We start from the raw sequence: 16,762 nt of genomic DNA, 5'->3' as shown, positions 1-16,762 counted from the left end.
TCATTCTGATTGCACTAAATCCTCATCAAGGTTATTTCTAGTTTTGCGGCAAATTAAATTTGAATATGAAAGAAGTGAAAGCATATGCAGCGTCCTCCAAAGAGGCAGATTTAAAACCTTTTGATATTGAGAGAAGAAAACCTACTCCTGACGATGTAAAAATAGAGATACATTATTGCGGTGTTTGTCATAGCGATTTGCATCAAGTACGAAACGATTGGAAAAACTCGGTATATCCCGTAGTTCCCGGTCATGAAATTATCGGTGAGGTCACAGAGATTGGTGATAACGTAAAAAATTTCAAGGTGGGTGATATGGTCGGTGTGGGCTGTTTGGTCGATTCTTGTCAAGAATGTGGTGCCTGTAAAGACGATTTGGAACAATTTTGTGAGAATGGAGCAACTTTTACTTACAATGGTGAAGACAAACATTTAGGGGGGCATACTTTCGGTGGATATTCTGAAAGCATCGTTGTCGATAAAGAATTTGTGCTGAAAGTGCCCAGTAATCTTGATGCCAAAGCAGCAGCCCCATTATTATGTGCAGGTATCACTACGTGGTCTCCGTTGTCACATTGGGGAGTTAAAAAAGGAGATAAAGTCGGAGTTATCGGTCTTGGTGGCTTGGGGCATATGGGTGTAAAATTTGCACACGCTATGGGCGCTCATACCGTTATGATCACAACTTCACCGAATAAAAGTGAAGATGCCAAAGACTTAGGTGCCGATGAGGTTTTGATTTCTAAGGATGAAGAGCAAATGAAGAAGCATGCCAATTCGTTCGATTTTCTTTTGAATACCATTCCCGTAGGTCACGATATGAACCCTTATGTGGGGTTGTTGAAGAGAGATTCGACCATGGTACTGGTAGGTGCCGTTGAACCTTTGGATTCCCTTCACGGTGGAGGTATTATAACAGGCAGAAAGCGTATCGCAGGCTCGTTGATCGGAGGTATTAAAGAAACTCAAGAAATGCTCGATTTTTGTGGGGAACATAATGTGGTTTCCGATATTGAGATGATTAATATTCAAGACATCAACGACGCATATGATAGATTGCAAAAATCGGATGTTAAATACCGTTTTGTAATTGATATGAAGTCTTTGAAAGAAAGTTAATATAGAAATATAAACTGTTGAAGAACCATCCGTTTTTACCGGATGGTTTTTTTATGCCTTTATTTTTTCTTTTTCTTACTGCGTGTGGCTTGAGGGTTGTAATCGAGACATAACTGAATCCAATACGCCATATCCGTATCAGTGTCAAAGCCTTCCGCATCCACAAAGACGAAACCATTCATTGTTCGTCCGGTAAAGTTCATTTTTGAACAGTGAGGTCTGGATAAGGCCTTTTCATAGTTATGTGGTCCAACACGACACATTAACTTTCCATCACCCGTTGACTTATCTGATAGTAGGCCAAAACACATTTTATCATCCACCATAAAACAAAGTCCGCCCATCATCTTTTTCTCTTCGAAGTAAACCGATTTTTGTTTTAAGACCTGTCTTGACCTATCGGCCAGATATTCATCGTAAGCCATACACGATATTTAAAAGATTAGCGCGATTTCTTCATTTCCTTTGCAATTGCTCTGCTTCCCTCGTCATCAAGCTCTTCTAGCTCGCTTATAATCTTGGCGTGATCTTGTTCTCTGTTCTGAGAAAGTTTGTACCGAGCCTGAATATCGGTTATTTCAATTTGAAAACCTACAACACCCTTAACTTGCTTTAAGATTCGTTCTGACATGTTTTTTAATGATACAGGCTTTTTTGATGATTTTTCATAAGTGTCTACCAATCTGTGTAAAGAAGCCATTACTTCCTCTTCGCTTAAAACAGAAAGTTTTCCATAGACATGAACGGCAATATAGTTCCAAGTAGGTACTTCTTCCTCTTTGTACCATGATGATGAAATATAGGCGTTGGCACCATTAAATATACAAAGCACTTCCTCTTCTGAGGAGAACTGTTTCCACTGAGGGTTCGCTTTGGCAATATGGCCTGTAAGTACATTCTGTCCTTGCTCATTCTGCTCCAATTCGAGAGGTATATGGGTAGCGTGCGACCGGCCTTTAGAATAAGTGACTAAAATACCAAAACTATGTTCTTTTAAGAATTGTTTGATTTCTTCAAAGTTCACGTTTCTCTGATAATCGGGTACGTACATAGAAGATTGAAAATGGATACTATTAAAAATAGGTTAAAACATTTTTACCGCCAACAATCTTTCGCTTTGCATTAAACATAACTCTACTTAAGGAGTACTTTTAACAAAACAAAAAAAATAGAAATATGCCATTTATCACAAATAAAAAAGGAAAGGAACCCGTAGATATATTTTATGAAGACTATGGAAGCGGACAGCCGGTAATCTTAATTCACGGTTGGCCCTTAAGCCGAAAGTCATGGGAGCAACAAGTTTGGAAAATTGTTGAGGAAGGCTACAGATGCATTTCATATGACCGTCGTGGCTTCGGTATTTCTTCCGCACCTTGGGGTGAATATGATTATTCAGCGCTCACCAGTGATTTAAATACTCTTGTTGAAGGCTTAGATTTGAAAGATGCTGTACTTGTAGGTTTTTCAATGGGTGGTGGCGAAGTAGTTCGTTATTTTACCGATTTTGGTTCAGATAGAATAGCGAAGGCCGCACTTATCAGTTCTATTATTCCTTTAGTTAAGAAAAAAGAGGACAACCCTGATGGAGTGCCAGAGAGTGCCTTGGACGATATAAAAGATGCATTACAAAAAGATCGCGTCGGGTTTTTGAAAAACTTTCATAAAGGATTTTATAACTACGACAAGAACAAAGATAAGGTCAGCGAAGCCCAGTTAGATTATGATTTTATTATTGCTTCGCACGCATCGCCAAGAGCGACCATTCAAACAGCTTTGGCTTGGATGCATACCGACTTTAGGCCTGAACTGAAGAATGTTACCGTGCCTACCTTAATTGTACATGGTGATGCCGATGAAACGGTGCCACTGGCGACTTCAGCTGAACAAGCGGCTAAGGGAATCGCGTATAACACTTTTGAGGTGATTGAAGGAGCACCACACGGCTTGAATGTAACTCATGCCGATCAATTAAATAAAATTTTGATAGATTTTCTCAAAAAGTAGTCTCTATCAATGATAATGAAAGCCGGGCCCGTTTTGGTCTGGCTTTTGTTGTTTTAATGAGTAAGGAACGCGTGAAAAATTTTTTCAACATAGTTCGAGTGCTAGCTATCTTCGTGTTGCTGATCACCTGTAAGCAAGTGAGAAAAGCTACGGATCTTATAACGAAACCCTCTGCTCGGGAATTGTATGCTCGAAATTATGAAAATGACTCAGTTCGTTTTCCATTGTGGAAAAAGTCATTTGAGTCTAGCTTGAAGGATAGTTTATCGATCGACCTACCGTATTCAGAAACCGGTACGTATTTCGATGAACTCTACCGAACGTATAGTTACAACATAGAGCTTCATAAAGGCCGCACTTTTTTTGTGGAAATTCAAACCGATACTGTTGGAAAAAAGGTCTTTATCGATTTATATAAAATTTCTAAGGATTCTTTGGGTACCATAGAACTAATCGAATCTAATAACGAAAATGCAAAATCGATAGAGTACCAGATAGAGGATAGCGGAATGTACAAGTTGACTATACAGCCAGAAATTGAAAAGACCAGTTCATTTTCAATGCGGTTATATACCCGTCCGGTTTTTGGCTTTCCAGTAGCAGGAAAAGATAATCAGGCAATACAAAGTTTTTGGGGTGCTGCCAGAGATGGGGGGCAAAGAACCCACGAGGGTCTCGATATTTTCGCTGATCGGGGTACTCCGATTATAGCGGCTACTGACGGGCGTGTCAGTTCAACAGGTAACCGTGGTCTTGGTGGAAATCAAGTGTGGCAGCGAACCGGAATTTTTGGTTATTCGTTGTACTATGCCCATCTAGACAGTATTCTGGTGAATTCAGGAGAAAAGATAGAAACTGGTGATACCTTGGGGCTTGTCGGTAATACCGGTAATGCGAGAACGACCAAACCTCACCTTCATTTTGGTATCTATCAAGGGTACCGTGGGGCGATAGACCCCCTGCCCTTCGTTTGGATCTCAGAAGTGCCACAATTTGAATCCTATAAGGATAGAATTGAAACACCCGTAATTAGCATCTCGGGTTCCAGAGCGAACCTTCGCAATAGGCCGGGTCTTGGCGGTGCTAAAATAGGGAAAGCTATTACAAACGACACCCTAGCTCTTTTAGGATTGACCGATAAATGGGCTCATGTACAAAATCAAGAAGGCATGAAAGCGTTCGTGCATCTAAGTCTTGTTGATTTTACAAATGCCAAAATTAAATAAGCTATTTTGAAAGTGAAGCGACCACGGGTAAATGGTCTGAAATATGTTTGCCATTTTTTAGGCGCTCATCGATATGCGAATATGATTTTACGTTAAAACCTGAAGTGAAAATATAATCGATTCTACGGCTAATGGGTTCTTCAAGATTAAAGCCGTTGAAGGTGCCTATGGGGCCTTCGTTCGATTTTTCAGTAACCTTCAAGCCATCATCCATTTTGCGAGATAAAATTTGAATAGGCTTTTGTTCCGGTTGAAGATTCAAGTCGCCCATGAGAACTACTGGCAGATGGTTTAAATTAATCTCTTTTATTTTTTTGAGAATTAATTTGACCGATTTCTTCCTTGCCTTTTCACCTCGATGGTCAAAATGCGTGTTGAATACCCAAAACTTTTCATTGGTATTTTTCTTCTCGAGAAGGGCGTATGTACAAATGCGTTCTAAGGCGGCATCCCAACCTATTGAAATGTTTTCTGGGGTATTTGAAAGCCAAAATGTTCCGGATTCGGAAAGTGTGAACTTATCTTTATTATAAAAAATAGGGGAGAATTCGCCTTTTTCTTTCCCGTCTTCCCTTCCCACCCCCACAAAGGAATATACGGGCAGTGATTTATCTAAATATTCCAATTGGGTCGATAGAACCTCTTGCATTCCTACCACAGCAGGTTGATATTTTTCGAGAAGCTGTACCATAGGTAGCTTTCTATCGTTCCAGTTATTGACAGTATCGTTCTTGTTGTCATATTTGATATTATAGGTCATAACCTTTAAATCTTGCCCAAAACCGGAGACCAGACTAAGTAAGAAAGCTATTGAAAGTATGAAATTTGATTTCATTTTTATATCATTTTGAGTTGACCAAAATAGACATTTTCATGCCAACATGTTCAAGGTTTGTGCACATTATTGTTGAAATAACATTGTTATCTCAACAGGCCGAATATTTTTCGGATGCAGTCAAAAAACGGTGCGTAAAGGCTATGGTCATGAAAGTATTAGACATATTTTCGGGCAAAGAAACCGCAGCCTAATTCCTATATCATTTATGAAATCAATACACCCCAATGTTATTCGACAAATATTCGTATTGCTCCTAATTTTATTGATAGGAGGTCTTATATTTTGGGAAATAGTCCCTTATCTCTCTGGTATACTTGGTGCAATAACCATTCATGTGCTTTTTAGAAAATGGATGGCCAAGTTGGTTAAAAAGGGCTGGAATCCGAATTTAGCGGCCACTTTGATTATGTTTATATCCTTTATCGGCATTCTCGTACCGGTATCAGGACTCATAGCCATGTTGGGAAGTAAAATAAGCAGTGCGGTCGAGAAATCGGAAAGTGTTATAGAAGCTTTTAAAAACCAGCTGTATGTGGTTGAAAAAGCGGTAGACTACGATTTGACTTCTCAAATTGATCCTTCAGGAGCTTCGTCTTGGCTGACCAATCATGTTTCTACTTTTGCTGGTGGCACATTTACTATGTTTATTGCAATTGCAATCATGTACTTTTTATTGTTCTACATGTTGACTAATAGAAAACAATTGAAAGAATCTTTGTTCGAATACCTTCCTATAAGTAAAACAAATCTTCGACTTATTGGAGAAGAAGTTCAGGCCATGGTGCGTTCCAACGCCTTAGGTATTCCAATGGTAGCTGTTGCACAGGGTGTAGTAGCGTTAATCGGTTTCTTCATATTTGGCATCGACAACCCGTTTTTCTGGTTTGTCATAGTGGCCATTGGCTCTATGATTCCTTTTATAGGCACCTTGATCGGTATTCTTCCGGTGTTTATATTGACCCTGACCAACGGTAACGATTTTCAAGCTTGGGGCATATTATTATATGGTCTCATAGTAGTAGGTTCTACCGACAACGTTATTCGGCTATACGTACTCCGAAAATTAGACAACGTACACCCGTTAATCACTTTAATTGGGGTCATTGTGGGTGTTCCCCTTTTCGGTTTTATAGGATTGATTTTCGGCCCCTTGTTAATAAGTCTATTCTTGATAGTAGTCAAGATCTACAAGAAAGAATATGGTGAAAGAATAGATGGTCAAAAAGAACGCCTATGAGTGGAGTGGAACTTGGCTCTAATCCTCGCTTCTGCGTCTATTATTGTTCTGGCCGCTAGGGCGGTTTTTATTGTTTCTACCTCTATAACTTGAATTTCTTCGCTTGTTCCGATTTCTATTTCGGTTTTGAGAAGAGTTCTGGTTTCTACCTTGCTTCGGATTTTGATTTTCTTCATCCGCAGAACCTTCATCATCAACAAATTGATGTTCGGGCATACGGGGCACTTCTTGTTTGATTAATTTTTCGATATCTCTCAAATATGGCCTTTCCTCCTTATCACAAAAAGATAATGCGATTCCGCTGGCATTGGCACGGCCGGTTCTGCCAATTCGATGCACATAGGTTTCAGGTACATTGGGCAAATCGTAATTGATGACCAACGAAAGATCTTCGACATCAATTCCACGGGCAGCGATATCGGTAGCGATCAATACGCGTAGTTTGCCATCTTTAAAATTGCCCAAGGCCTTTTGTCTTGCAGTTTGGCTCTTGTTTCCATGTATAGCCGCAGAATTAACATTCGCCTGAGACAGTTTTTTTACGATTTTATTCGCGCCATGCTTCGTTCTTGAAAAGACCAAAACGGTATCGCTCGGGTTTTCGTTCAATAAATGCACTAGCAATTTCGGTTTGTTTTTCTTGCTAACAAAATAAACACCTTGCTCAACTTTCTCGGCAGTGGCCTGTTGGGGTTTAATGGTTACCCGTTCGAAATCGCCCAACATTTTTTGTGATAGTTGCACAATAGCTTGGGGCATAGTGGCCGAAAAAAACAACGATTGCCGTTTTGCAGGCAATTGCGCAATAATTTTTTTAATATCGTGTACAAAGCCCATGTCGAGCATTTGATCGGCTTCGTCGAGTACTACAAATTCAAGGTCGCGAAAAGTAATGAAGCCTTGCCCCATTAAATCGAGTAGTCGACCCGGTGTAGCAACAAGAATGTCGATACCGTTTCTGAGCGCGTTTACTTGTTTGGCTTGTTTTACGCCTCCAAATATTACGGTGTTTCTAAGCCCAGTATGTTTACCGTATGCGGTAAGACTATCACCGATTTGTAGTGCCAGCTCCCGCGTTGGCGTCACGATTAAAGCTTTTATCTTTCGTCTACCTTTCTGTCCGTTCTGTGATTGGTATAGATGGTGGAGTATAGGAATACCGAAGGCGGCTGTTTTACCTGTTCCGGTTTGTGCGACCCCTAGAAGGTCTTTACCCTTAAGTAATATAGGTATTGCTTGTTGTTGTATTGGGGTGGGAGAAGTATAACCTTCGGCTTCTACTGCCTTGAGTATAGGTTCGGCCAGGCCGAGTTCTTTAAATGTCATATGTTGTAAATGTGCCGCGAAGGTACGTTTATTTAAGGTAGTAATTAAATAACCCTTCGTTTATAGTCCAAGTACGGCAGCCTCGGCACAGCGTTCCCCGTCCATTGCTGCGGAAACGATTCCACCGGCATAACCACCACCTTCACCACAAGGGAAAAGCCCTGCTATATCCGGATGCTCTAGTTTTTCATTTCTAGGGATGGTTACCGGTGATGAGGTTCTCGATTCGACACCTACTATATTGGCTTCCGAAGTGTAATATCCTTTCATTTTTTTACCGAACTCTTCAAATCCCTTTCTCAAACGACTGCCTATGAGTTTGGGCAATAGGGAATGTAGTGGGGCAGATTCCAATCCCGGCTGGTACGATGTGGGGTTAAGATTAGCCGAGATACGTCCTTCAACAAAATCGGTTAAACGTTGTGAAGGAGCTTTTTGAGACCTTCCACCTGAAGTAAAAGCTAAACGTTCTAAATCTTTCTGAAATTCAAGACCTTTCAAATTTCCAAATTGCTCATATTTACGAATATCGCGTTCTACATCAATTTCTACCACTATTCCAGAATTAGCGAACAGGTTATTTCTTTTTGAGGGAGACATGCCGTTCACGACCACTTCACCAGGTGCAGTAGCAGCAGGTACAATAAAGCCGCCGGGGCACATGCAGAACGAATATACACCTCGACCCTTGACTTGATGCACCAGACTATAGGCTGCTGCCGGTAAAAGCTCATTTCGATTTTCACCGCAATGGTATTGTATAGAATCGATAATATGTTGGGGATGTTCTACCCGAACGCCCATGGCAAAAGACTTTGCCTGAAGTGCTATTTTCTTTTTATCCAAAAGATAGAAAACATCTCTGGCGGAATGACCGGTCGCCAGAAGCACTCGTTCCGTTTGAATTTCTTCTGAATTATTTAAAACAATGGACCTTAGGTTTTTACCATCAATTATTAAATCCGTTAGTTTAACATTGAAATGTACTTCTCCACCCTGTCTAATTATTGTTTCGCGAATATTTTTTACGATTTTCGGCAGCTTATTCGTGCCAATGTGGGGGTGAGCATCAATCAGTATTTCTTCGGTAGCCCCATGATGTACCAAGCTCTGAAAAATACGCTTTACATCACCTCGCTTTAAGCTACGTGTGTAGAGTTTTCCATCGGAATAGGTTCCAGCTCCGCCTTCACCAAAACAATAGTTAGAATCTTCGTTTACGATATGTTCTTGATTAATGGCCTTCAGGTCACGCCTACGTTCGCGAACATCTTTACCCCGCTCATAAACAACGGGCTTGAAGCCGAGCTCTAAGCAACGAAGGGCGGCCCACATTCCCGCAGGGCCGAAACCGATAATATGAACGGGTTTGGCTTTAGTCACATCTTTATAATCAAAATTGTAATCTAGGGCAGGCAAGTCTTCACCAACAAAAGCGGCCAACTTATAGTTGAAAACGATCTTGGGCTTGCGTGCGTCTATCGATTTTCTAAGAACTTTTAGCTTGAACTCTTTTTGGTCAAGACCTAAGTATTTGGCTGCTCTGTGCTTCAGTTGCCCTTCTTGGGCCTCTTCTTCAAGTGATAATCGAATCTGTAGGGTTTTGACCATACTACAAAATTAGGCGATTTTAGCTTATAACCTATCTAGAAACTTGATCAGCGGACATTAAGAAATATCTAAAGTTCATATTCCTTTTTATAGACTAAAGGCGTTCTATTGGTAATCGCCTTAAATTGCCGATTGAAGTTGGATAAGGTTTGAAAACCGCTCTCGTAACAGGCTGTAGATACATTTTTTTTCTGTTCTATCAATAGTTTGCAGGCATGGCCGATGCGGATTTCACTAACGAACTGGGTAAACGATTTATTCGCGTGTAACTTGAAATATCGACTGAACGAAGTGGGGGTCATGTTCGTCATTTGCGCAAGGTCGGCTATGGCCAATTTATTTTTGAAATTTTTCATCACATAAGAATATACGGTATACATTCTTTCAGTGTCGGCTTCCCTTAGGGTATTCGTGTAGCCGGCGCTTGCCAATAAATGAAACTCTTTGGTCTGGCTTATACATTTTAATATTTTAAGCAAATGAAGAATGCCATCAAGCCCCTCAAGGGTAACCAGCTTAAGAATCATTTTTCTCAATTTTTTAGCGGTGTCGCCCGCAAATTCCAATCCACGTAGGCTTTTGTGAAAAACCTTTCGCAAACGAATGGCTTCTTGGGTGTTGAGAAAGTTATCCCCTAGAAAATCTTCCCTGAAATATACGACTACGCCTTGAGACCAGGCAATGTTCTTGGCTTGTTCAATTTCTTGGTCGCTCCTCCATAAATGGGGTAAGTTCGAACCTGTGAATGTGATATCGCCCGATTTAAAAGGTTTCACGCTATCACCAATAAATCGGGTGCCGTTACCCTTTAGAACCAAGAAAATTTGATATTCGGAATGAAAGTGCCAATGCGGGTCAAAAACAGGCTCGTCCAATAGTTTGGCCACGTAGGCTCGAGATTCAGGTATCGGAGATTTTTGTAAGGCAGTTTTCAATTGCTTGAGTCTAATGTAAACCGGTGAAATGCTAAAATTGAGTACTTATTTGTCAAATATATCGATATTAAAATCAAACAATGATATAAAACAGTCAGTATGTGATAACTCAGAGTGATTTTTTGACTCAAATAATTAGTAACATTGATACTGTAAATCAACAATCTTATGAAACTCAACTTATCAGCGTTCAGCGCACTGTTATTTCTGTTTGTATTAACAGGATGCGGTTCGGAAGAAAAACAACATGCTCAGCATTCAGATGACGAGCCCCGGCGCATAGAAATTCTTTTTTTGGGCCACTCTTTGGAGCACCATAATTCGGGTGCCTATTTTCCGGTTCTCGCTTCTGCATTGGCAAAGGACGGTATCAATATAAGTTATACCGAGAATACGGCCGACATAAATGAAAAGAACCTGTCAAAATATGATGGATTGATGGTGTACGCCAATCATGAGGAAATTTCGAGTAAAGAGGAGAAAGCTCTTTTAAATTATGTGGAAGAAGGGCATGCTTTTATACCCATTCACTCCGCTAGTTTTTGTTTTAAAAATTCGCCAGCGTATGTAGATTTGGTAGGGGCCCAGTTTATGACGCATAAAACGGGCACTTTTACCGCTAATATTGTGGCTAAGGATCACCCTGCGATACAAAATGTAAATGAATTTTCAACATGGGATGAAACTTATGTGCACGATAAAATTGCAGATGATATTACGGTATTGATGGAGCGGGTCGAAGGGGAGCACCGTGAACCTTGGACGTGGGTCAAGAACCATGGCGAGGGCAAGGTGTTTTATACCGCTTATGGCCATAATGAAAGAACGTGGAACAACCCAGGTTTTCATAACCTAATCAAACAAGGGGTGTTGTGGGCCGTTTCGGATAAAGTAAGGCAAAACTGGGAAGCATTTTCAAAAGATATTCCTCAATTGGCCTATAAAGATGTACCTAATATACCGAACTATGAGAAGCGAGATCCTGCGCCTAAATACCAGCTGCCATTGAGTCCTGAAGAATCGGCAAAGTTGATTCAGGTGCCAGCAGGTTTCGAATTAGAGCTTTTCGCTTCTGAACCCGACATTATCAACCCGATTGCCATGAATTGGGATGAGAAGGGGCGGCTGTGGGTAATTGAAACGGTAGACTACCCTAATACGGTGCGAAATGATGAAGGCGTCGGTGATGATAAAGTGAAAATTTTAGAGGATACCGATGGAGATGGAAAAGCCGACAAGGTGACCGTTTTTGCTGAAAACCTAAATATACCAACGAGTTTTGCCTTTGCCAATGGGGGTATTATCGTTTCACAAGCACCTGTATTCCTGTTCTTAAAAGATACCGATGGAGATGATAAGGCTGATGTGAGGGAAGAAATTATCGACGGATGGGGTACTTTCGACACCCATGCAGGGCCTTCTAACCTGCAATATTCTATAGATAATCATATTTATGGAGTGCTCGGCTATTCTGGTTTTAAGGGTAATATTTTTGGTAAAGACTTTCAGTTTCGTCAAGGTGTTTACCGATTCGATACCAGTTATCAGAACTTTGAATTTTTAACGAATACAAGTAATAATACGTGGGGGTTAGGTGTTACCGAAGATAATTCGGTCTTTGCTTCTACGGCGAATAATACTCATAGTGTATTCTTGGGTATACCTAATGATAATTTTACCGATGTCGAGGGCGTTGCTATTCTGGGCAGTAAAAAAATCGACGGGCATTATGATATGCAGCCTATTACTCCGAACTATAGACAGGTAGATGTTTTTGGCGGCTTTACGGCTGCTGCCGGTCATCATTTTTACACAGCGCGTGATTACCCTAGTTCGTATTGGAATAAAACTGCGTTTGTCTGTGAGCCCACAGGTGGGGTGGTACATATCGCGAAAATCGAAAAAGAAGGAGCGGGCTATCTCGAAAAAGATGGCGGCAACCTTTTTGCCGGGGCCGATGAGTGGGTCTCTCCGGTAGAAGCGAAAGTAGGGCCCGATGGCTCTGTTTGGGTAGCTGACTGGTATAATTTTATTGTGCAGCACAATCCGACGCCAAATGTAGAGCGTGGCGGTTTTAATGCAGAAAACGGATCAGGTAATGCTTATGTCAATCCTCTACGAGATAAGGCTCATGGGCGCATTTGGCGTGTAGTGCCTAAAGGTGATTCTGAGGCAAATGAGTTCTCTTTGGACAAAAACAATTCAGAGGATCTGGTCAATGCCTTGGGCAGCGATAATATGTTCTGGCGAATGACCGCTCAGCGTTTGTTGGTAGAGCGGGGTAATAGCGATGTTTTAAGTCAATTGTATAAGTTGGTCAACAATAACGCCGTAAATAGCATGGGGCAGAACCCTGCTGCTTTACATGCATTGTGGACGATTGATGGTTTAGGGGCGGTTGCCCAGCAAAAAGAGGCCGCTTCTGTGGTAAGGGGTGCATTGTTTCACGCTTCGGCGGCCGTTCGTAAAGCTGCGATACAAATTCTTCCTAAAAATAATGAGGTCGATAAGGCGATAATGCTTTCAGGAGCACTCAATGATAAAGATTCTTCGGTTCAACTTGCCGCTCTATTGTATTTTTCTGAAAGAACACCTTCCCCAGAAATAGGTGAAATTCTTTATGAACTTAGTCAAGATAAAGATGTTCAAGACGATGAGTGGTTGTCCCAAGCTGTTTATGTGGCGGCATCGAAACATATTGATGGTTTTATAGGGGCATTTAAAAAGAAACACTCCGCTTTTAAGCCTGACCTTGCAATGGCCGAGAATGAGAAAGAGCCTCTTCAGGGAGATTTACTCGCTGAAACTTTTGCTGCGAATTATATGGATAAAGTAGGTACGGTAGCTTTGGAGGAGTCTCAAGAAGATATTGCGGGAAAGGTGATAAATATCGGTACGGTTACGAACGAGATGAAATTTGATGTTTCGGAATTTGTGGTAGAGGCGGGGGAAAAGGTTAGTATCCGATTTGCGAACACTGATTTTATGCAGCATAATCTGGTCGTGGTGCAAAAGGGTGAAAAAGAAAAGGTTGGTGCTGCAGCGGATAAGATGGCAGTTGACCCCAAGGGTCCTGAATTGAACTATGTTCCTGAAATGCCAGAGGTTCTTTATGCTACCGCTCTTGTCAATCCTGAAGAGAGCGTAACTTTAAGTTTTACCGCTCCGACCGAGCCGGGTGAGTATCCCTTCATCTGTACCTTTCCAGGGCACTGGCGTATAATGCAGGGGGTGATGAAAGTGGTCGGCAGTAACTAATACTAACATTAAAATAAAATTCAACGTGTCAAATTCTATAAAATTCGGGGTAAGTACCTGGTTATGGCAGTCCCCCTTTACTACTGAATCGGTTTCCCTCTTTCCTAAGATAAAAGAGTTGGGTTATGATTCCGTAGAAATACCGGTCGAAGACCCCAGCTTGATCGATGGTAAAGTGGTGAAAGAAGAGTTGTTAAAGAACGGACTTTCTTCAACCGTTTGTGGGGTGTTCGGACCTACTAAAGACCTGACAAGTGATGATGTGCAATTGCATAAAAATTGCTTCGATTACGTAGAAAAGTGTTTTGAACTATGCACAACGTTTGAAGTAGATTTTTTGGCCGGCCCCATGTATTCAGCGGTGGGAAAAGCTAGAATGGTTTCCAGTGAACAGCGAAAGGCCGAATGGGAATTGGCGGTCAAGAACTTGCGAAAGGTTTGCGACATAGCGAAAGGTTTCGGGCAATCTATTGCACTTGAGCCATTGAACCGATTTGAGTCCGATTTGGTAAACACCGCCGAAGACGTAGTTCGCTTAACGAATGATATTAATGAGTCGAATGCTAAAGTATTACTTGATGGTTTTCACATGACCATTGAGGAGAAAAATATACGTGAAGCCATACGAACCGTAGGTGAAAAACTGATTCACGTACAGGTGTCTGAAAACCATCGGGGAATACCCGGAACGGGCCTAACCCCTTGGGATGATTTTCAACAGGGATTAAAAGATATCAATTATGAAGGAGGGATTGTTATCGAAAGTTTTACCCCGGAAATTAAAGAGCTTGCCGGTGCGGTCTGTATATGGAAGAATTTGGCCGATAGTCAAGATGAGTTTGCCTCCGAAGGCATTAAATTTTTAAAGAAAACATTCAAAAGTTAATACATATGGATAATAAGAAAATAAATATTGCAATCGTCGGATTAGGATTTGGTGCAGAGTTTATACCTATTTATCAAAAACACCCTAATGCCAATTTAGTTGCGATTTCTCAGCGTAACGAGAAAAAACTTAATGAGTTGGCCGATGCCTTTAATATTGAAAAAAGATATACCGATTATGATGAGCTTCTCAGAGATCCCGATATCGATGCGGTGCATATAAACACTCCGATTCCGGATCACGGAATTCAATCTATCAAGGCCTTGAAAGCGGGCAAACATGTAGCGTGTACGGTACCTATGGCCACGACTGTCGAGGAGTGTGAAGAAATTGTTCGCTTGACTGAAGAGACCGGTCTAACGTATATGATGATGGAAACAGTCGTCTATGCACGTGAGTTTTTGTACATGAAAGAATTGTATGATAATGGTGAATTGGGTAAGGTTCAGTTCTTGAAAGCCAGTCATCAGCAAGATATGGACGGTTGGCCTAATTATTGGCCAGGGTTACCCCCAATGCACTATGCGACCCATTGTGTTGGTCCGGTTTTGGCATTGACTAGAGGTCAGGCCGAGTATGTCTCGTGTTTTGGTTCAGGAACCATTCGTGAAGAGTTAATCGGGCATTACAATTCTCCTTTTGCGGTTGAAACGACACACATTAAATTCAAAGATTCAGATTTAAGCGCCCAAGTATACCGTTCGTTGTTCGATGTAGCCCGCCAGTATCGAGAGAGTTTTGAAGTGTACGGATCCAAAAAGTCGGTAGAATGGCCATTAATAGAAGGGAAGCCTTTGGTGGTGCATACCGCTAAGAAACCTGAGCCTGAAATACCTGAGGAGGTTGAAAGTCCTGATTTTGCAAAATTGCTTCCCAAAGAGATACAGCCTTTTACGACTCAAGGTGTCTATGATACCGATGACAACCAGCATTTATCGTTCACCCAAGGCGCCGGGCACGGTGGTTCACATCCGCACCTAGTGCATATTTTCGTTGATGCGTTGGTGCAGAAAGAATCTCCTTATCCGAATGCAAAACAATCTGCGAACATTACCTGCGTAGGTATTCTGGCGCATGAGTCTGCTTTAAAAGGAGGGGAAATCATCAAACTACCAGAGTTCACTTTATCGTAATAACATCTAAAGACCCATAATCTTTTGAAAATCGCCTTCTGAAACGGTCAGCAGACCTGATTTTGGAAGGCGTTTTGTTAGGGTTCTCCAGTTGTCGTCTTTAGAAAAGACGGTCTTGAAAATAGGTAGGGCATCCTTCAATTTTCCACTATTCGCCAGGGCGATGGCAGTCCAGTATTTCATTTCGAGATTTTCCGGAAACATTTTTTGGGCGGCTCCGTATTCTTTTAGCGCTGCATCCATATCATTGACTTCGATAGCCAAATCGCCTTTGTTCATGTGATCGTAAGCTCTATGAACTCTTAATAGGCGTTCGAGTTCCGCTAGCGGTGCGGCGCTGTCGTCAACTCTTAAATCTACCTTTTTGTCTTGCCAGACATTTTCCACCGGTTCCGCATTCACGACCAATAAGGCCGCTGATTGCTTGCCACGAATATCTCCACCGGCATTTTGGGCGGCCAACAAAACTTTAACTACGCGTTCGGCCAACGGTAGCTCTGAATTGGCCTCAAAAGCTTTTTTCATGGCGGGCACTACTTGGTCATTGAGCATCATATTCGCCTGTACTGCAAAATTATCACCTACATAATGACTTGCCGATTGAACGCATTTCTCCCCTGTGAACGAAGAGGCATTTCCCGCCACGTCTAAAAACCCTATTTGTCTAAAATCTTTTCCCTCGTCTTTAGCGGTCAGCTTATTAAGTGCTTCCTCGGCCGTTTTACCATCGCTCATTAACTGTAGGCCTTCTGGGCCGTATGCAGGGTTTACAAAAGATTGGGTGGCTACAACCCCAACTCCCGACTTTCCCCAAGCAACAATAGTTCCTACGGAAAACCAATGGCTTTGAACGCCAACGGCCATTTCTCCAGTAGTTTTGTCTCGGGCTACTATCGAAAATGTATGTGCGAATTGGTCTTTGTAGGTGCTTTGAGCAACAGTCTTTTGACAAAAACTGATGGTCGAAAGTAGAAGGATGATTTTGATAGTTAGAGTTTTCATATGTTTTTAGAGAGTTGCTAATATAGCTAAAATGATAAAAGGTGCTTTTAAATTGAGATTATAGTAACGATTGGGGTGTCGATTACTACGATTCAGAGTATTTTTTTAGGATAATGCCATACAAAGGGAAATATTTGCTGAGATCATATAAAATAATGATTTCGAGGAGTTGGAAATTAATCTGG

Annotated in this window: 14 protein-coding genes; 7 read left to right on the top strand and 7 right to left on the bottom strand. The window is 41.5% G+C overall.

The window, feature by feature from the left end; all coding sequences use genetic code 11:
* Nucleotides 1-65 precede the first annotated feature (65 nt).
* A complete protein-coding gene (locus tag IV512_RS11020; protein ID WP_209403302.1) occupies nt 66-1,118 on the top strand; it encodes an NAD(P)-dependent alcohol dehydrogenase in 1,053 nt (350 codons plus the stop codon).
* A 59-nt stretch (nt 1,119-1,177) separates the two neighbouring features.
* Here the strand turns inward: IV512_RS11020 and IV512_RS11015 are convergent, their stop codons facing one another.
* Together IV512_RS11015 and IV512_RS11010 are read right to left on the bottom strand one after the other, a co-directional pair.
* A complete protein-coding gene (locus IV512_RS11015) occupies nt 1,178-1,543 on the bottom strand; it encodes a TfoX/Sxy family protein (RefSeq protein WP_209403300.1) in 366 nt (121 codons plus the stop codon).
* Nucleotides 1,544-1,560: 17 nt separating this feature from the next.
* Nucleotides 1,561-2,169, bottom strand: coding sequence for an FMN-binding negative transcriptional regulator (locus tag IV512_RS11010; protein ID WP_209403298.1), 609 nt, complete (start codon nt 2,167-2,169; stop codon nt 1,561-1,563).
* Between the two features lie 125 nt (nt 2,170-2,294).
* On the opposite strand from IV512_RS11010, the gene IV512_RS11005 reads away from it, so the two are divergent.
* Together IV512_RS11005 and IV512_RS11000 are read left to right on the top strand one after the other, a co-directional pair.
* Nucleotides 2,295-3,125: an alpha/beta fold hydrolase gene (locus IV512_RS11005; RefSeq protein WP_209403296.1), complete on the top strand. Its 831-nt coding sequence runs from the start codon at nt 2,295-2,297 to the stop codon at nt 3,123-3,125.
* A 98-nt stretch (nt 3,126-3,223) separates the two neighbouring features.
* Nucleotides 3,224-4,351, top strand: a complete 1,128-nt coding sequence (locus tag IV512_RS11000) for a peptidoglycan DD-metalloendopeptidase family protein (RefSeq protein ID WP_371743288.1) — start codon at nt 3,224-3,226, stop codon at nt 4,349-4,351.
* Nucleotide 4,352: 1 nt separating this feature from the next.
* Here the strand turns inward: IV512_RS11000 and IV512_RS10995 are convergent, their stop codons facing one another.
* Entirely contained in the window at nt 4,353-5,186 is an 834-nt protein-coding gene (locus IV512_RS10995) for an endonuclease/exonuclease/phosphatase family protein (RefSeq protein WP_245224750.1), read from the bottom strand.
* A gap of 208 nt (nt 5,187-5,394) precedes the next feature.
* Between IV512_RS10995 and IV512_RS10990 the strand changes: the two genes are divergently transcribed.
* On the top strand, nt 5,395-6,426 hold the full coding sequence (locus IV512_RS10990; RefSeq protein WP_209403292.1) for an AI-2E family transporter: 1,032 nt from the start codon (nt 5,395-5,397) through the stop codon (nt 6,424-6,426).
* An 18-nt stretch (nt 6,427-6,444) separates the two neighbouring features.
* Here IV512_RS10990 and IV512_RS10985 read toward each other — a convergent pair whose 3' ends face one another.
* The 3 genes from IV512_RS10985 to IV512_RS10975 all read right to left on the bottom strand — a co-directional run bounded on the left by IV512_RS10985 (nt 6,445) and on the right by IV512_RS10975 (nt 10,298).
* On the bottom strand, nt 6,445-7,752 hold the full coding sequence (locus IV512_RS10985) for a DEAD/DEAH box helicase (RefSeq protein ID WP_209403290.1): 1,308 nt from the start codon (nt 7,750-7,752) through the stop codon (nt 6,445-6,447).
* A gap of 60 nt (nt 7,753-7,812) precedes the next feature.
* Entirely contained in the window at nt 7,813-9,363 is a 1,551-nt protein-coding gene (locus IV512_RS10980) for an NAD(P)/FAD-dependent oxidoreductase (protein ID WP_209403288.1), read from the bottom strand.
* A 68-nt stretch (nt 9,364-9,431) separates the two neighbouring features.
* Nucleotides 9,432-10,298: an AraC family transcriptional regulator gene (locus tag IV512_RS10975; protein WP_209403286.1), complete on the bottom strand. Its 867-nt coding sequence runs from the start codon at nt 10,296-10,298 to the stop codon at nt 9,432-9,434.
* A 168-nt stretch (nt 10,299-10,466) separates the two neighbouring features.
* Between IV512_RS10975 and IV512_RS10970 the strand changes: the two genes are divergently transcribed.
* The 3 genes from IV512_RS10970 to IV512_RS10960 are packed head-to-tail and all read left to right on the top strand — an operon-like array spanning nt 10,467 to nt 15,575.
* Entirely contained in the window at nt 10,467-13,556 is a 3,090-nt protein-coding gene (locus IV512_RS10970) for a PVC-type heme-binding CxxCH protein (RefSeq protein ID WP_209403284.1), read from the top strand.
* A 25-nt stretch (nt 13,557-13,581) separates the two neighbouring features.
* Nucleotides 13,582-14,442, top strand: a complete 861-nt coding sequence (locus IV512_RS10965) for a sugar phosphate isomerase/epimerase (protein ID WP_209403282.1) — start codon at nt 13,582-13,584, stop codon at nt 14,440-14,442.
* 5 nt (nt 14,443-14,447) lie between these two features.
* Entirely contained in the window at nt 14,448-15,575 is a 1,128-nt protein-coding gene (locus IV512_RS10960) for a Gfo/Idh/MocA family protein (RefSeq protein ID WP_209403280.1), read from the top strand.
* A 6-nt stretch (nt 15,576-15,581) separates the two neighbouring features.
* Here the strand turns inward: IV512_RS10960 and IV512_RS10955 are convergent, their stop codons facing one another.
* Nucleotides 15,582-16,577 (bottom strand): DUF1028 domain-containing protein, encoded by a 996-nt coding sequence (locus tag IV512_RS10955; RefSeq protein ID WP_209403278.1) that lies wholly within the window; start codon nt 16,575-16,577, stop codon nt 15,582-15,584.
* Nucleotides 16,578-16,762: the final 185 nt, after the last annotated feature.

Origin of the sequence: Pseudozobellia sp. WGM2 (assembly GCF_017810075.1) — a bacterium.
In the GTDB taxonomy this organism is placed as follows: domain Bacteria; phylum Bacteroidota; class Bacteroidia; order Flavobacteriales; family Flavobacteriaceae; genus JADNYK01.
Note: the sequence above shows the minus strand (reverse complement) of the source record. Positions and strands in the feature narration are given on the sequence as shown.

Excerpts from the sequence above, each read along its gene's own strand:
- IV512_RS10955 (WP_209403278.1), bottom strand. The coding sequence starts at position 16,577 with ATGAAAACTCTAACTATCAAAATCATCCTTCTACTTTCGACCATCAGT.
- IV512_RS10970 (WP_209403284.1), top strand. The coding sequence starts at position 10,467 with ATGAAACTCAACTTATCAGCGTTCAGCGCACTGTTATTTCTGTTTGTA.
- IV512_RS11020 (WP_209403302.1), top strand. The coding sequence starts at position 66 with ATGAAAGAAGTGAAAGCATATGCAGCGTCCTCCAAAGAGGCAGATTTA.
- IV512_RS11010 (WP_209403298.1), bottom strand. The coding sequence starts at position 2,169 with ATGTACGTACCCGATTATCAGAGAAACGTGAACTTTGAAGAAATCAAA.
- IV512_RS11015 (WP_209403300.1), bottom strand. The coding sequence starts at position 1,543 with ATGGCTTACGATGAATATCTGGCCGATAGGTCAAGACAGGTCTTAAAA.
- IV512_RS11005 (WP_209403296.1), top strand. The coding sequence starts at position 2,295 with ATGCCATTTATCACAAATAAAAAAGGAAAGGAACCCGTAGATATATTT.
- IV512_RS10985 (WP_209403290.1), bottom strand. The coding sequence starts at position 7,752 with ATGACATTTAAAGAACTCGGCCTGGCCGAACCTATACTCAAGGCAGTA.
- IV512_RS10990 (WP_209403292.1), top strand. The coding sequence starts at position 5,395 with ATGAAATCAATACACCCCAATGTTATTCGACAAATATTCGTATTGCTC.
- IV512_RS10980 (WP_209403288.1), bottom strand. The coding sequence starts at position 9,363 with ATGGTCAAAACCCTACAGATTCGATTATCACTTGAAGAAGAGGCCCAA.
- IV512_RS10960 (WP_209403280.1), top strand. The coding sequence starts at position 14,448 with ATGGATAATAAGAAAATAAATATTGCAATCGTCGGATTAGGATTTGGT.
- IV512_RS10995 (WP_245224750.1), bottom strand. The coding sequence starts at position 5,186 with ATGAAATCAAATTTCATACTTTCAATAGCTTTCTTACTTAGTCTGGTC.